This is a genomic window from Allobosea sp. LC85 (genome assembly GCF_000735605.1).
Lineage (GTDB): Bacteria > Pseudomonadota > Alphaproteobacteria > Rhizobiales > Beijerinckiaceae > Allobosea.
In genome coordinates this window covers 1-16,131 of the sequence record NZ_JPKG01000034.1, presented here as the reverse complement: position 1 = coordinate 16,131, position 16,131 = coordinate 1, and the positions used below count along the sequence as shown (strand labels likewise).

Here is a 16,131-nt window from a genome sequence, read left to right as displayed (position 1 = left end):
TGCTTCAGATCGGGGCATGAACCCGCCCCGCCATCGCGCTCCGATCGCTACGAGATTTGCGGCCACCGCGCGCGCTGTGCTGACGGCCTTTTTTGTTCTGGCAACCGCGACGCCTTTGCTGGCCCAGAGCTTCCAGTCTCTCGCGCCGCATGCGTTGCTGCTCGATTCGGCCACCGGCGCGGTCCTCTACGAAAAAGCCGCCGACGAACTCATGGTCCCGGCCAGTCTCGCCAAGATCGCGACGGCCCTCGTGGCGTTCCAGGAAATCGCTCAGGGCCGGCTCACGCTCGATAGCGAAATTGGCATTTCCGAGAACGCCTGGCGCAAGGGCGGCGGCATTTCGGGCGGCTCGACCATGTTCGCGTTGGTCAACAGCCGCATCAAGCTCTCCGACATCCTGCAGGGCGTCATCGTCCAGTCCGGCAATGATGCCTCGATTGCGCTCGCCGAGGCCATCGCCGGGGATGAGGCGAATTTCGCGCGGTTGATGACCGAGCGGGTGCGTGCGCTCGGCCTGACCAAGTCGGTCTTCCGCAACGCGACCGGCATGGGCGACCCCGAGCAGAAGGTCACCGCCCGCGAGTTGGCGCGCCTGTCGGACCACATCATCAAGACCTATCCGGAACTCTACAAGCTCTTCGGGCAGCGAGAGTTTGTCTGGAACAAGATCAGACAGCAGAACCGTAATCCGCTGCTGGCCATGGATATCGGTGCAGACGGCCTGAAGACCGGCAATATCGATGAATCGGGTTATGGCCTTGTCGGTTCGGCGGTGCAGAGGGGGCAACGGCTGATCGTGGTGGTGAACGGGCTGAAGACCGCCCGCGACCGTGCCCAGGAAGCCCGCAAGCTGCTCGAATGGGGCTTCCGCTCCTTTGAGCCCCGACAGCTCTTCGCCGATGGCGAGATCGTCGGCGAGGCTAGCGTCTATGGCGGAGCGAAGGGTCGGGTCGGGCTCAAGGCCAAGGGACCGGTCAGCCTGCTGCTGCCGCGCGGCAGCAGTGACCGGTTGAGCGCGCGCATCACCTATCGTGGGCCGCTGATCGTCCCTGTCCAGGAGGGCGCCGAGGTCGGGCGGCTCCTTGTCACCCGCGGCGATGTGAAGACGCTGGACATTCCGCTCTACGCGGCCGAGACGGTCGGAGCCGGCAGCCTGCACAGCCGCGCGCTCGATGCGCTGATGGAGGCCGCCACCGGCTGGGTGCGCAAGGCGCTCGGCAGGACCTGAGCGGCGGCGCGTGGCATGACAACAGGACGTTTCATCACACTCGAAGGCGGCGAAGGGGCTGGCAAGTCGACCCTGGCGCGCGCGCTCGCCGCCCGGCTCGAGGCGGCGGGCATTCGTTCGGAGCTGACGCGCGAACCCGGTGGTTCGCCCAAGGCAGAAGCCATTCGGGAAGCCATTCTGTCCGGCCGGGTGAAACATCATGGCCCCTTTGTCGAAGCGCTGATGTTCTCGGCCGCCCGGATCGACCATATCGACCGGCGCATCCGGCCGGCGCTTGCACATGGCGACTGGGTGATTTGCGACCGCTTCATCGATTCGACGCGGGTCTACCAAGGCACGCTTGGGCGCATCGATCCCAATCTGCTGGCGGAGTTGGAACGCGTCACCATCGACGGGCTGACGCCGGATCTGACGCTGATCCTCGATCTTGACCCCAGGGTCGGCCTCGCTCGCGCCTCCCGGCGGCGAGCGCCCGGCGAAGGCAAGGACCGCTTCGAGGGCGAGGCGCTCACCTTTCATCGCAAGTTGCGCGCCGCCTATCTCGCCATTGCCGAAGCCGAGCCGGAGCGCTGCTCGGTGCTTGACGCGACGCTTTCTCCCGAGGAACTGGCTCAGGCCGCCTGGGCGGTTGTGCGTGAACGCCTGCAGCTGAACCAGGACGCCTGATGCGCGAGAGCAGCAACGAACCGGACCGCCTTCCCAATGCGCCGCATCCGCGCGAGACGTTGGCGCTTGTCGGGCATGTGCGGCAGGAGCGGAGCTTCCTGGATGCGCTGCGCTCGGAACGCCTGCATCATGCCTGGCTTCTCGGCGGCCCCGAGGGAATCGGCAAGGCGAGCTTTGCCTATCGTGCAGCGCGCTTCCTGCTGGCGTCGGGTGATCCTCTGGTGCGCGCCGGCTCGGTAGAGAGCCTGGCGATGCCGGAAGAGGATCCGGCGACGCGACGCGTGATGGCTCAGTCGCATCCCGACCTGCATCTGCTGCGGCGGACGGTGAAGCCGGACGGCAAGGGCGTGACCAGCAATATCCCGGTCGATTCCGTGCGCCGCGTCATCGACCGATTCGGGGCAAGCGCGGCCGAAGGCGGCTGGCGTGTCTGCATCGTCGACAGTGCCGAGGACATGGATCGCTCCAGCGCCAATGCGCTGTTGAAACTGCTCGAGGAGCCGCCGCCACGCGCCCTGTTCCTGATCGTCGCCCATGCGCCCGGGCGGGCTCTGCCGACCATTCGCTCGCGCTGTCGGCTGCTGACATTCGATGCGCTGGATGAAGGCGCGGTCGCCGAAGCCGGCCGGCTGGCGCTCGAACGCATGGGGTCGCCGTTCGACGCCTCCGCGTTGATGCGCGCCGCATCACTCGCGGACGGTTCCGTGCGGCGTGCCCTGACCTATGTCTCTCCGGAGACGCTGGCGCTGGTCGAGGCCGTCAGGGCGCGTCTCGATGCCTTGCCGGGCGTCGATCTCACCGCGCTGCTGGCGCTGGCGGAGGATGTCGCAGGCCGCGCCGGCGAGAGTGATTTCGCCATCATGATCGACACCATCCAGAGCTGGCTCGCCGCACATCTCCACGCGCATGCCCATGCCGGCGCGGCCCGCCTTGCACCGCTGGCGGAGGTATGGGAAAAGCTGGGTCGCGCGGCCCGCGAGGTGGAAACCTACAATCTCGACCGCCGGCCGCTCGTGATCTCTATGTTTCATGATCTGTCGGAGGCTGTTCGCCGGTCGCGCGCAGCTTGAAAGCGAACCGTCCGGACTGAACGATGGCCCAGGCCCCGAAATTCTATCTGACCACCGCCATTCACTACACGAATGGCCCGCCCCATATCGGGCACGCTTATGAGATGGTGGCCTCGGACGCGATCGCGCGCTTCAAGCGGCTGGACGGCTATGACGTCTTCGCCATGACCGGCACCGATGAGCACGGCCAGAAGGTGCAGCGCACCGCCGGGCAGAACGGGCTCGACGCGAAATCCTATGTCGATCAGGTGGCCCAGCGCTTCCAGGAGATGGAACAGACGCTCGGCTGTTCCTTTGACCGGTTCATCCGCACGACCGACCCGGATCATCTGCCTTCGACCCATGAGCTCTGGCGGCGCATGGAGCAGGCCGGCGACATCTACCTCGCCAAATATTCCGGCTGGTACTCCGTGCGCGACGAGGCCTTCTACGGCGAGGAGGAAACCACCCTCCTGCCGGATGGCACGCGGCTGGGCGGGCAGGGCACTCCGGTCGAATGGGTCGAGGAAGAAAGCTATTTCTTCCGCCTGAAATCCTTTCAGGACCGGCTGCTGAAGCTCTACGAGGACGTACCGGATTTCATCTCGCCGGCGACGCGCAAGAACGAGATCGTCAGCTTTGTGAAGGGCGGGCTCGAGGATCTTTCGATCAGCCGCACCACCTTCGACTGGGGCCTGCCGGTCCCCGGTGATCCGAAGCACGTGATGTATGTCTGGGTCGACGCGCTCAACAATTACGTCACCGGCTGCGGCTTCCCCGACGAGAACAATCCGCGCTGGCACTATTGGCCCGCCGATGTGCACATCATCGGCAAGGACATCGTGCGCTTTCATACGGTTTACTGGCCGGCTTTCCTGATGTCGGCCGGGCTGCCACTGCCGAAGCGCGTCTTCGGCCATGGCTTCCTGCTCTCCAAGGGCGAGAAGATGTCGAAGTCGCTCGGCAATGTCGTCGATCCCTTCGGCCTCGCCGAGACCTACGGCGTCGACCAGCTGCGCTATTTCTTCCTGCGCGAGGTTTCTTTCGGCCAGGACGGCAACTACAGCCACGAGGCCATCATCGGGCGCATCAACGCCGATCTCGCCAATGATCTCGGCAATCTGGCGCAGCGTTCGCTCTCGATGATCGCAAAGAACTGCGAAGCCAAGGTGCCGGTGCAGGGCGCATTGAACGAGGGTGATGTGGCCATGCTGGCGCTCGCCGATGGTGCGCTCGCCAAGGCGCGGGCAGCGATGCAGGATTTTGCCCTGCACGTCGTGCTGGCGGAAATCTGGGCGCTGGTGGCGGAGGCAAACCGCTATTTCGCGGCCAACGAACCCTGGCGGCTGAGCAAATCCGATCCAGCCAGGCGCGACACCGTGCTCTATGTCACGGCGGAAGTGCTGCGCCAGGTCGGGATTTTGACGCAACCGGTGATCCCGAGCGCAGCCGGCAAGCTGCTCGACCTGCTTGCGGTCGGTGCGGACGCCCGCAGCTTCGCGAGCCTGGGCGAAGCCGGGCGTCTGGCAAGCGGCACCGTTCTGCCTGCGCCGAGCGCGATCTTCCCGCGCTATATCGAGCCCGATGCAGGGCAGGTGGCCTGATGTTGATCGATACCCATTGCCATCTCGACTTTCCGGATTTCGCCGAGGATCTCGCGGCCTATGTCGCGCGGGCCGAGGCGGCCGGGGTCTCGCGGATGGTGACGATCTCGACGCGGGTTTCGCGCTTTGCGACCTATGCCGGCATCGCCGAGCGCTTCGCCTCGGTCTGGTGCACGGTGGGCACGCATCCGCACGGTGCGCATGAAGAACTGGACGTCACGGCCGACCAGCTTGCCCAGCTGGCGGAGCACCCGCGCTGTGTCGCGATTGGCGAGGCCGGGCTCGACTATCACTATGACAAGAGCCCGCGCGATGCGCAGGCTCAGGGGCTGCGCACCCATATCGCCGCAGCGCGCATGACAAGGCTGCCGCTGGTCATCCACGCTCGTCAGGCTGACGAGGACATGATCGCGATCCTGCGCGAAGAGACGGAGAAGGGCGCTTTCCCTGCCATCCTGCACTGCTTCACGGCAGGCCCGGAACTGGCACGGGTCGGCGTCGAGCTTGGGCTCTACGTGTCTTTTTCCGGAATCTTGACCTTCAAGACCTCCGAGGACCTGCGCCGGATTGCGCGCGATGTCCCGATCGATCGGCTTCTGGTCGAGACCGATGCGCCCTATCTCGCCCCGGTCCCGTTCAGAGGAAAGCGCAACGAACCGTCTTATGTCGTCGAAACAGCAAAGACTCTCGCCGACGTGAAGGGGGTCTCCTTCGACGAGATCTCGCGCGTCACGACGGAGAATGCGCGGCGCTGCTACTGGAAGATGGATCACGCTGCGCCTGTGGCGCAAGTCGCCTGAGCAGCACGCCCAACGATGGCCCTGACGATCACGATCCTCGGCTGCGGTTCTTCCGGAGGCGTGCCACGGCCGGGGTCGGGCTGGGGCGCCTGCGATCCGAAGAACCCGAAGAACCGGCGGCGGCGCTGCTCGATCCTGGTCGAGCGCAACGGGGGCAACGGAACGACCAGCCTGATCGTCGATACCACGCCGGATCTGCGCGAGCAGTTGATCGATGCCGACGTCAAGCATCTCGACGCGGTGCTCTTCACTCACGATCACGCCGACCATACCCATGGAATCGACGACATGCGGGCGCTGGTGCTGCACATGCGCAAGCGGATTCCTGTCTATGCCGACCCTGTGACGGCTACGACCTTGCAGACCCGCTTCGGCTACATTTTTGAGACGCCGCCGGGCAGCCTCTACCCGCCGATCCTCGAGATGCATTCCATGCAGGCAGGCGAACCGCTGACGATCGAGGGGATGGGGGGCGGTATTTGTGCGCACCCAATCGTCCTGGAGCACGGGCCGGGTTACGAGGCTCTCGGTTTCCGCTTCGCCGATCTCGGCTATGTGCCGGATGTCAGCATGATGCCGGCCGAGGCCAAGACCGCGCTCGCAGGCCTGGACGTGCTGATCCTCGACTGCTTGCGCGAGACGCCGCACCCGAGTCATTTCAGCCTGTCGCAGGCGCTGGAGGCAATCGCCGAACTCGCCCCCAGACGCGCTGTGCTGACCAACCTCCATATCGACCTGGACTATGAGAGCCTGTCCAAGCGGTTGCCGCCGGGCATCGATGTCGCCTACGACGGCATGAGCCTGACGGTCGACGGCTGAAGCAGGAGCAGCGCGCCTGCCTCTGGTTCGGCGTCAGGCGGCGTTCTGGCGGTGCCATTCGTCCAGGTGGGCCAGCACGGTCTTCAGATCCGACACGTCGACATAGCGGCGGCCGAGATCGCGCAGATTGTCCTTGTGCGGCTGCTCCTCGATATCCCCGACGCAGTCTTCGGGCACGATGGTGCGGTAGCGGTAGCTGAAGGAATCGATCGAGGTCGCGCGGATGCAGCCGCTGGTGTTGCAGCCGGTGACGATCACGGTATCGACGCGTTCCTTGGTGAAATAATCGCTGACGCCCGTATTGAAGAAGATCGACGGTCCTTTCTTGCACACGGTCAGATCATAGGACGCATCATAGATGCGCGGATCATGGGCCACGCTCGGATGATCGTGCAGGAAGGTCTCGCGCACGGCCGTAATCTTCCAGTAGGGCATTTCCCGCTCGTTCATATAGGCGGTGTTGCAGTTGGCGACCGGCACATTGTAGCGGCGCGCGACATCGAGCAGCGTCGCGGTGTTCTCGAGGGCGCGCATGACCAGCGGCGCACCGCCCAGGGGATACTGTGGATCGGTAAAGCCCTTCTGGAAATCGACCACGACAATGCCCGGCTTCCTGCCGAACCCGACCGGGATCTCACCATAACTGCGGTTTTGGTAATCGTCGCTCATCGCGGCTCTCCCTGCTTGCTGACATGCTGTCAACGCCATCCTTGATTGCGTTAAAAAAACAAGCAAGATTGTTTTTGTGACTCCCGAAGCAGCGAGACCTACAGGACCGCGAGAGCTGTCGGTCGGAGCCGGATGGAGGGGAAGGTGAACAAGGCGGCGCGGCAACAGCAGATGCGCAGCATCATGACGCGCGAGCGGCTGATCCAGTCGGCACTCGATGAGATCTTCGAGGTGGGCTATCACGCCGCCACCACGCAGGAGATTGCTGCCCGGGCCAATGTCTCGCGCGGTGCTCTGCTGCATCACTTTGCGGCGCGGGCCGACATCGTGCTCGCCGCCATGGAGGAACTGCTGGAGGACGGCACGCGGCAGATCAAGGCCGTGGCCAACGAGGTTCAGGGCGGCAAGATCTCGCTTGAGGGCTTCGTCGAGTTCCTGTGGCAGCTTTTCTCGGGTCGGTTCTTCTATCTCTCGCTGGAGATGATCACCGAGGCCCGCAACGATCCGGAGCTGCGTGAACGGATGGTTCCGGTGGTGAAGCGCTTCCACGAAGCGCTCGACGGCATATGGTCGGAGTTCTGCGCCCCGCAGAGGCGGCCGCCGCAGCAAGCGCGCATCATCCTCAACCTGACGCTTTGTCTGGTGCGCGGCATGGGCGTCCAGACGGTGCTGCGTCCTGACCCGGGCTACTACCGCGAACTCATCGACGCATGGAAGGCATTGCTGCCGCAGCTCATCGACGGCCCGGCCGGCGACCTCATCTTCGCGGGAGAGAGCGGCTCGAGCTGATCCGCGAAGATGAGGTCGCCGATGGCGCTAATCCTGAAGGTGTTTTTGCGCGATCAGCGCGGCTTCGACCCGGCTCTTGAGGCCGAGCTTTGCGAGAATATTGGAGACGTGAAACTTCGTGGTCTGGATTTGCACCCCGGTCGCTTCGGCAATCTCGCGGTTGCTGAAGCCACGCCCGAGCAGGCGCAGCGTGCGGTTTTCCTTCGCTGAAAGGGCACCGATCCTGGCGAGCACGGGATCGACCTCCTGCTGCCCTCGCATCGCGCTCAGCAGGCGCACGGCCATGTTGGGAGGTACATAGGATTCGCCTCCTGTAATCGCCCTGACGATCGCGATCAGATCCACGGCGGGGACGCCCTTCAAGGCATAGCCCGACGCGCCGGCGTCCAGGGCCTGCAGCACGACGTCTTCTTCCTCCGATACCGTCAGCATGACCACTTTCACCTGCGGCCACGCCTGGTGAATCCGTCGCGCCGCGGCAATTCCTCCGCCAGGCATCGACACATCGAGCAGGGCGATCTGCGGGGCGAGCTTTCCGACAAGGGCGACGGCCTCATCCGCTGACGCCCCTTCGCCGACCACCTCCAGGTCACCGCTTGCCGAAAAGATCTGAACCAGACCTGCGCGGAAGATCGCGTGATCATCCACGACGATGATGGATTTTCGTTCACGCAACGAGCAGCCCTCCGCTGAGGTCCAAGGTCATCTTGAGCAGGTTGCCGCCTTCACGGAGGCGGCGATTCGTCAATGTTCCGCCGAGGCTCTCGACCCGCTCCTGCAGGCCGTAGAGCCCAATGCCCTCTCCGGGGAGGGCCTTCTCCACAGAAGGGGTGTCGCCTCCGCTGTCGGTCACCGAGAGGTTCAGGAGGGATCCGTCCATCCAGCTCCGCACGTCCTGTCCCGTTGCCCCGCCATGGCGATAGGCATTGTTGAGCCCCTCCTGGACGAAACGGAAGGCGCAGATCCTGACGGCATGCGACACGGGCTGCGGCAGCTCGACAGTGGCGAGCGCCACGCGGGTTCGCGTGCGCGCCTCATGCGCCCGGACGGCGCGCTCGATGACGGTATGGAGGGGCAGGTCGGCGATCTCCGGAAGGACAAGCCCCTTGGAGATGCTCCTGATCTCGCGCATCGCCTCGTCGAGCGCCGACTGCATGGTCAGCAAGGAGCGGTCGCGCGTGGCCTTGCCTCCGGCGTTGCGCACGTCCTCGATCTTCAGGATCGAGAAGCTGATCAACTGGGCCGGGCCGTCATGGAGATCGGCGCCGATCCCGCGGATGAACTGCTCGTTCAACTCCGCTACACGAGCCGAGGCGCGCTGTACGCGGTCGGACAGCTGGCGGTTCTCGAGCAGCAGCTGTTCGGTTTCCTCGACACGCCTTTCCAGAGCCTTCCTTTGCGTCTCGATGGTCCGGCTGCCGCGATGGACGATGCCGAACAGGGCGAGCATGATCGCTGCCGTAACCGCAGCCACGACCAGCCAGCTGCTCCGTCTGAGCGCTGCAAGTTCCCCCCGGAAGGGCTCGGCCCGCTCGTTGATTTCGGCCACGGCGATGATACGGGAAGAACCCTCCTGCCGGATCGGGCTGTAGATTTCGAGATTGCGGGTCCTGATGCCCCGGATCACATGCTCGCCAGCGCGTGGGTCGGCATGGTCGGCGGTGATCTCGCCCGTAAGGGCCCGCAACAAGCCGCTCGGGGGCTCGAATTGATGGCCGATGATCTGGGGGGTGTTGGAGTACGCCACGACCCCACCCGGCGTCCAGACTTCGAAATAGGGAAAGCGGCGCTTCACGGCCTCGTCGGCGAACAACTGGTCAAGCCGCGCGATAGCCCCGGCCGACAAGGTCTGGGATGTGGCAAGCTCCTGAACAGTTGGGCCGACCAGATTCTGCATGAACAGGGCGGTCGAGATCGCCTTGCTCCTGATCGCCTCCCGCGAAACCAGCTCGGTAATCAGATAGCCGGCCACGATCATGGCGACCTGCATGACGAGGCCGCCGGCAATCAGAAACTGCACTGACAGGGTCGCGCGTCGTGGCGCAGCTTTCACGGCGGGCGAATGCCGCAACGGCACCTCCGTGATCGCGTCACCGCTCTCGAATTCCTGAACCTGCTTCAGCATATCGCCCGTCGACTTCCCGCGCACAGATTAACGCAAACTGATGACTGTGAAATCAGCATATGGTCGCGCGGGCCATCAGTATTGCAACCGAACCCAGCTAAACGGCTAGGGTCACCAGTCCCGCGCCGAAACTGGTCGAAGGTATAGTAGGGAAGCTCGCCCCCAGACGTGCCAGCGTCGGTTCAAAGGTCGTCGCGACGCCACGCACGTAGGTCCCCGAACATTGGCAGACCTTGTCTTCTTCAAATCAGCACGCGGCCCGGCGATCCTCTTGTTTAACGAAACGTAATCGGGCGGATCGTCGAGCATGTCGTACGCAAGGGCTATGAGAGTCCTTTGTGCGGCTCCGCGACAAACGCTCGGTGCACCAGACACAGTTCTTGGGTCTCAACGCAGCACCATGGGCGGAGCGAGGGTATCATGAAGCTCAATACGCACGACCTTGAGTTCATCCTGAAGCAGATCAAGATCGCCGAGGCCCACACGGCCGGGACGCCCTTGACGGAGCTGGTCGATAATCCGCTGGTGCCCTACGGCCTGCGCACGGTCGACGGCAGCTACAACAACATCATTCCCGGCAGGGAATGGGTCGGGTCGTCCGACCAGACGATGCCGCGCCTGCTCGATCCGGTCTTTCGCACGGCCGGGAACGCGCCCAACGGCTCGCCGACGAGCTACCTGCAGACCTCTGGGAACGTCTATGATTCCCAGCCGCGCGTGATCTCGAACCTGATTTCCGATCAGACGATCGGCAACCCGGCAACGATCATTTCCGCATTGACCAATCTTGGGCACGAGGATCCCTATCTCTTCCTGCAGGCGCACGAGGCTGTCTACGAGGCTGCCGTGCTGGCCTATGAGCAATGGGAAGCGGCCGACCGCGGCCTCGCGCAAGCGAACGCCAATCTTGCGCTTGCGCAACGCGCTATCGGACCGGCGCAAGGCCAGGTCGCCCAGGCCCAGGCAGCTTTCGATCTGGCTGTCGCTGAGGGAGGTGACACCGGGCCGGCTCTGGCCGCACTCGCAGCCGCACAGACAAGCCTTGCCACGGCTGTAGGCAATGCCACCGCTGCGGCGGCTGCCATCGGCGTCGCAGCCGCGACCCTACAGGCCGAGGTGCAGCAGAAGCAGGCCGCTTACACCACCATGACGGACGCGCTTGGTGTCACGATGGAAGGCGACACGGTCCTAATCCCGAATGTCGCGCCCGATCTGGGTGACACCGCTCCGTTCAACGGGTTCTTCACGCTGTTCGGCCAGTTCTTCGATCACGGGCTTGATCTGGTCAGCAAGGGCGGCAGCGGCACGGTCTATATCCCGCTCCAGCCCGACGATCCGCTTTACGTCGCCGGCAGCCCGACCAACTTCATGGTGCTGACGCGCGCGCAAAACCAGCCTGGCGCCGACGGTGTGCTGGGCACTGCGGATGACGTGCGTGAACACAACAACGAGACGACGCCGTGGATCGACCTGAACCAGGTCTATACCTCGAATCCGTCCCACCAGGTCTTTCTGCGGGAATACGATCTGCTGGATGGCAAGCCGGTTGCTACCGGGAAGATGCTGGAGGGGGCGAATGGCGGTCCTCCGACCTGGGCAGAGGTCAAGGAGCAGGCGGCGCTCAAACTCGGCATCCTGCTGACCGATGCCGACGTCCTGCGCGTTCCGGCGATCCTGACCGACCTCTATGGCGAGTTCATTCGCGGAGCCGACGGCTTTCCGCAACTGGTCACGAGCGGGGGGCCGGTAGAGGGCGATCCGGGCGCACTGGCCGCGGCATCGGGCGCCATGTCCGCCGGCCGCGCCTTCCTGAATGATATCGCCCACACTGCGGTGCCGGGTGGCCTGGTCGATCATGACCGAAACCCGACAACCGCACCCGTCCTCGTCGTTGCCGACGATGACAACATTGCTGGAAACCAGATCGCGCTCAACCAGTTCGGGATTGCGACAACCTATGACGACGAACTGCTCAATGCCCACTACATCGTCGGCGACGGTCGCGGGAACGAGAATATCGGCCTGACCTCGGTCCACCACACCTTCCACCACGAGCACAATCAGCGCATCGAGCAGATCAAGACGCAGCTGCTGACAGGCGAGGGGGCAAGCGTTGCCTTCCTGAATGAGTGGCTACTGACCGATGTCACGGCGATGCCGACATCGCAGGCTGAGCTCGACGCACTGGTCTGGGATGGCGAGCGTCTCTTCCAGGCCGGCCGGTTCTCGACCGAGATGGTCTATCAGCACCTCGTCTTCGAGGAGTTCGCGCGTGCCGTTACGCCGGACGTCGATCCGTTCGTGTTCTCCAACACCACGGTGATCGATGCCGGGATCGTCGCCGAATTCGCCCATGTCGTCTATCGCTTCGGGCATTCGATGCTCACCGACACGATCGACATGGTCAAGCTCGACGCGAACGGCAATCCCGTCGAGTCGGATATCGCGCTGTTCGATGCCTTCCTGAATCCGATTGCCTTCAATGCAGCCGGCACGACAGCCGAGGCTGCCGCCGCAGCGATCCTGACCGGCATGACTCGCCAGGTCGGCAACGAGATCGACGAGCACATCACCGATGCGCTGCGCAACAATCTCGTCGGCTTGCCCCTCGATCTTGGGGCGCTCAACATCGCGCGGGCTCGCGATACCGGCATTCCCTCGCTCAACGAGGCCCGCCGCCAGTTCTATGAGGACACGCAGGACAGCCGCGTGAAGCCTTACGAGAGCTGGTACGACTTCGCGCTGTCGATGAAGAACCCGGCCTCGCTGATCAACTTCATCGCAGCTTACGGCACGCATTCCTCCTTGCTCGGCAATCTGACGCTCGAACAGAAGCGCGATGCCGCGACCCTGCTGGTCATGGGCGGAGCCAACGCGCCGACCGATCGCATCGCGTTCCTGAACGGAACAGGCGCCTGGGCGAATGCCGCCAATGGCGCCACGATCACCGGACTCGACGCGGTCGATTTCTGGATCGGCGGGCTCGCCGAGAAGAAGATGGCCTTCGGCGCCATGCTGGGATCAAGCTTCACCTATGTCTTCGAATACCAGATGGAGCAATTGCAGGCCGGCGACAGGTTCTACTATCTCAGCCGTACCCAGGGCCTGAACCTTCTGAACGAACTGGAGGCGGATTCCTTTGCGCAGCTCCTGATGCGCAACACCGACGCGGGTGACAACGGAGCGCCGCATATCAACGGCGCAGCCTTCCAGACGGCCACTTACATCCTCGAGATGGACCCGACCAAGCAGATCACGGGGCTGGGCCTCAACGGCAAGGCGGACCCGACCCATACCAACCTGGTGCTGCAGGCCATCAGTCCGATGGTCATCCGCGACAACCCCGCGACAACCGGGGCCGACAGCAATTATCTGCGCTACACGGGCGTCGATCACGTCGTCCTCGGCGGCACGACCGGGAACGACATCCTGATTGGTGGCGAGGGTGACGACACGCTCTGGGGCGGGGCGGGCGATGACCGTCTCGAGGGCGGCTATGGCGTCGACCATCTGCACGGCGGAGCCGGCAACGACATCCTCACCGACAGCGGCACGGATATCGGTGCAGCCGATGTCATCCATGGCGACGAAGGTCATGACGTCATCACGCCCGGCAACGGCCTCGACCTGATCTTCGGCGGCGACGGCAGCGACTTCATCTATGGCGGCACCGAGGGCAAGACCGTCTCGGGTGGCGAAGGCAACGACTTCATCCGCGGCGGGACAGGAGGCAGTTTCCTGGCCGGCAACGAGGGCGACGACTGGATCGAGGGCGGGGACAGCTTCGACACCCTTGCCGGCGAGAATTCCGAACTGTTCTTCAATTCGACCATCATCGGCCATGACGTGCTCAACGGCCGCAGCAACGACAATGATTACGACGCCGAGTCAGGCGACGACATCATGATCCAGGGCGAGGGCGTCGAGCGCAACAACGGCATGGCTGGGTTCGACTGGGCGACCCACAAGGGGCACGAGGAAGCCGCCGTTTCCGACATGGGCATGACGATCTTCCAGAACCAGCAGGACAATATCCTGCGCGACCGGTTCGATCTGGTGGAGGGCCTGTCGGGCTGGAAATACAACGACACGCTCACCGGCCGCGAAGTGGTGATGGGGGCCTTCGACGAAAACGGCAATGCGACGCAGGTCGACCCCGGCGCTCCGCTCGACTCCTACTCGAGCGCGCTGCTCGCGAAGAACCTTGCCCTGATCAGCGGGCTGGAGCGGCTGGTCGCACATCTCACCCCGACGACCGTGACCGTTGCCGGCAAGACCGAAACCATCATCATGGACACCTCCGATGCCTCCGACATCCTGCTGGGTGGCGGCGGCAGTGACCTGATCGAAGGCAAGGCCGGCAATGATATCATCGACGGCGACGCCTGGCTGAACGTGCGGATCAGCATCCGGGATGACGAGGGCAATGAACTCGCGACGGTGGATACGCTGTCCGACACGATCACCAATGCGGACCCGTCGGTTGCGCATTGGAACGGACGGACTCTGCCCGAATTGATGCTCTCCCGTGAGATCATCCCAAACCAGCTCAACATCGTTCGCGAGATTCTCGACGGGAACCAGGCGAACGACGTCGATACGGCGGCCTACTGGGACGTCGCGGCCAATTACCTGATCAGCCGCAATGAGGATGGCAGCGTCACCGTCACGCATGTCACGCAATCCGCGGCAGTGATCGACCCGACCACGGGACGGGCACGTCAGTCGGACGGAACCGACCGGCTCTTCAACATCGAGGCGCTGGAGTTCGCGGACCAGACCGTCAGCCTCAATCGCCTGCCGACCGGGGCCCTGACGACCACGGGCGCCGGGAACGTACTGACCGCGGACACCTCGGGCCTCAGCGACGCCGACGGCCTCGGCACCTTCAGCTACGGATGGCAGTCCTCGACAGATGGCGGCGTCACCTGGAACACGATCTTTGGCGCGATATCCGCCAGCCTGACCGTCACGGCTGCCCTGACGGGCCAGCTGATCCGGAGCATCGTGAGCTATGTCGATCAACGCGGCTTCTCCGAGTTCGCCGTGTCCAATGTAACGGCAAAGGTCGGCAGCAACACCAATGGCGCGGCGGTGGAGATCATCGACGGTACCGCCGAAGCCAACCTGCTCAATGGCCGCGGCGGCAATGACACGATCAACGGGCTGGCCGGCAACGACATCATCAATGCCGGGGCTGGTGCCGATATCGTCGATGGCGGTGACGGCAATGACACGATCGACGGTGGCGCGGCCAATGACGTGCTCTCTGGCGGAGCCGGCAACGACATCCTCAATGGTGGATTGGGTAACGACACCCTGACTGGCGGCGCGGGCAACGACACGCTCGACGGCGGCGACGGCACGGCCGATGTCGCGGTCTATACTGGTCCGATCACCGACTACGACATCGCGCTGGATGGGGCCGGCCGGATCGTGGTGACGGGCGCGGCCGAGGGCACCGACACGATCACCGGTGTCGAGCGTTTCTCGTTCGGCGGGACGACCTACACCCAGGTCGTTGCGGGCACGAACGGTGCCGACGGAGCCCTCCTCGGCGGGACGGGCGCTCAGCTCCTGTTCGGCTTTGCCGGCAATGACACGATCATCGGTGGCGCCGGAAACGACGCCATCCATGCCGGGGCGGGCGACGATACCATCGCCTGGGCGGCGGGCGATGGTCGCGATGTCGTCAATGGCGGGACCGAAGGCTCCGCGGGCGATACCTTCTCGATCTCCGGGGCGGCTGGCGCCGAGACATTCCGCGTCTATACCCGCGCCGCCGCGGCCGGTGCAGGCGGAATCGGCTATACCGGAACAGCCGAGATCGTGATCACCCGAAGCGTCGGGGCAGGGGCGGCGACGATCATCGCAGAACTGACCGAGATCGAGGAGATCGTGATCAGCGGGGCGTCCACACCGCCTCCAGGCACCACCATAGGCGGCGATACGATCGAAGTCTTCGGCGATTTTACCCAGACCAGCCTCAACCTGAACACCATCACGATCGACGGCACGAGCGGCAACGATACGGTCGACATCTCGGCGCTGAACTCGGCGCACCGCATCGTCTTCAGGTCGAACGGCGGTAACGACACGATCATTGGCTCGCTGCGGGCCCAGGACGTGATCGAGCTGCCGGACGGCGCGACGCTGGCAGACTACGAAGCGACCGATAATGGCGACGGCACGACGACCCTGTCGAATGGCAGCCACTCGATCACCTTCACCGGGGAGATGCCCGTTATCGACGATGGCGATGACGACGATGATGACGACGATTGCGGCTGTGACGACGACGACGATGACGACGGGGCCGGCACGGGGACGCCGGCTCCTGGTTCCGGCACCAACCCCGGGACGCATGTCGGGACGGGCCTGG

The 16,131-nt window shown here is 64.2% G+C and carries 11 protein-coding genes; 8 read left to right on the top strand and 3 right to left on the bottom strand.

What is annotated here, in order from left to right; translation table 11 throughout:
• Window positions 1-16: 16 nt before the first annotated feature.
• From FG93_RS17280 to FG93_RS17255, 6 genes are read left to right on the top strand one after another with little or no spacing between them, the layout of a single operon-like run.
• Window positions 17-1,228, top strand: coding sequence for a D-alanyl-D-alanine carboxypeptidase family protein (locus FG93_RS17280; protein WP_052513888.1), 1,212 nt, complete (start codon window positions 17-19; stop codon window positions 1,226-1,228).
• A 15-nt stretch (window positions 1,229-1,243) separates the two neighbouring features.
• Entirely contained in the window at window positions 1,244-1,894 is a 651-nt protein-coding gene (gene tmk, locus FG93_RS17275; RefSeq protein WP_043236600.1) for a dTMP kinase, read from the top strand.
• Window positions 1,894-2,964: a DNA polymerase III subunit delta' gene (locus FG93_RS17270; protein WP_043236598.1), complete on the top strand. Its 1,071-nt coding sequence runs from the start codon at window positions 1,894-1,896 to the stop codon at window positions 2,962-2,964. Before tmk ends, FG93_RS17270 begins: the two co-directional genes overlap by 1 nt.
• Before the next feature lie 23 nt (window positions 2,965-2,987).
• Window positions 2,988-4,547: a methionine--tRNA ligase gene (gene metG / locus FG93_RS17265; protein WP_043236597.1), complete on the top strand. Its 1,560-nt coding sequence runs from the start codon at window positions 2,988-2,990 to the stop codon at window positions 4,545-4,547.
• Complete coding sequence (locus tag FG93_RS17260; protein WP_043236596.1) at window positions 4,547-5,347, top strand: TatD family hydrolase; 801 nt, start codon at window positions 4,547-4,549, stop codon at window positions 5,345-5,347. The genes metG and FG93_RS17260 overlap by 1 nt, the downstream gene beginning before the upstream one ends.
• A gap of 15 nt (window positions 5,348-5,362) precedes the next feature.
• Entirely contained in the window at window positions 5,363-6,166 is an 804-nt protein-coding gene (locus FG93_RS17255) for an MBL fold metallo-hydrolase (protein WP_043236594.1), read from the top strand.
• Between the two features lie 33 nt (window positions 6,167-6,199).
• Here the strand turns inward: FG93_RS17255 and FG93_RS17250 are convergent, their stop codons facing one another.
• Window positions 6,200-6,835, bottom strand: coding sequence for an isochorismatase family protein (locus tag FG93_RS17250; RefSeq protein ID WP_043236592.1), 636 nt, complete (start codon window positions 6,833-6,835; stop codon window positions 6,200-6,202).
• A gap of 144 nt (window positions 6,836-6,979) precedes the next feature.
• On the opposite strand from FG93_RS17250, the gene FG93_RS17245 reads away from it, so the two are divergent.
• Window positions 6,980-7,624 carry a TetR/AcrR family transcriptional regulator gene (locus tag FG93_RS17245; RefSeq protein WP_043236866.1) on the top strand — a complete coding sequence of 215 codons (645 nt, stop codon included), beginning with the start codon at window positions 6,980-6,982 and terminating at the stop codon, window positions 7,622-7,624.
• Between the two features lie 27 nt (window positions 7,625-7,651).
• On the opposite strand, the gene FG93_RS17240 is transcribed toward FG93_RS17245, so the two are convergent.
• Together FG93_RS17240 and FG93_RS17235 are read right to left on the bottom strand one after the other, a co-directional pair.
• The gene (locus FG93_RS17240; RefSeq protein WP_043236590.1) at window positions 7,652-8,299 is read right to left on the bottom strand and encodes a response regulator transcription factor; all 648 of its coding nucleotides are present in this window, start codon (window positions 8,297-8,299) and stop codon (window positions 7,652-7,654) included.
• Window positions 8,292-9,749, bottom strand: coding sequence for a sensor histidine kinase (locus tag FG93_RS17235; RefSeq protein WP_052513887.1), 1,458 nt, complete (start codon window positions 9,747-9,749; stop codon window positions 8,292-8,294). The genes FG93_RS17240 and FG93_RS17235 overlap by 8 nt, the downstream gene beginning before the upstream one ends.
• A gap of 420 nt (window positions 9,750-10,169) precedes the next feature.
• Here FG93_RS17235 and FG93_RS17230 point away from each other — a divergent pair.
• Window positions 10,170-16,131, top strand: a 5,962-nt coding sequence (locus FG93_RS17230; RefSeq protein ID WP_052513886.1) for a peroxidase family protein, incomplete at its 3' end; no start/stop codon positions are given.

Excerpts from the sequence above, each read along its gene's own strand:
- FG93_RS17280 (WP_052513888.1), top strand. The coding sequence starts at position 17 with ATGAACCCGCCCCGCCATCGCGCTCCGATCGCTACGAGATTTGCGGCC.
- tmk (WP_043236600.1), top strand. The coding sequence starts at position 1,244 with ATGACAACAGGACGTTTCATCACACTCGAAGGCGGCGAAGGGGCTGGC.
- FG93_RS17270 (WP_043236598.1), top strand. The coding sequence starts at position 1,894 with ATGCGCGAGAGCAGCAACGAACCGGACCGCCTTCCCAATGCGCCGCAT.
- metG (WP_043236597.1), top strand. The coding sequence starts at position 2,988 with ATGGCCCAGGCCCCGAAATTCTATCTGACCACCGCCATTCACTACACG.
- FG93_RS17260 (WP_043236596.1), top strand. The coding sequence starts at position 4,547 with ATGTTGATCGATACCCATTGCCATCTCGACTTTCCGGATTTCGCCGAG.
- FG93_RS17255 (WP_043236594.1), top strand. The coding sequence starts at position 5,363 with ATGGCCCTGACGATCACGATCCTCGGCTGCGGTTCTTCCGGAGGCGTG.
- FG93_RS17250 (WP_043236592.1), bottom strand. The coding sequence starts at position 6,835 with ATGAGCGACGATTACCAAAACCGCAGTTATGGTGAGATCCCGGTCGGG.
- FG93_RS17235 (WP_052513887.1), bottom strand. The coding sequence starts at position 9,749 with ATGCTGAAGCAGGTTCAGGAATTCGAGAGCGGTGACGCGATCACGGAG.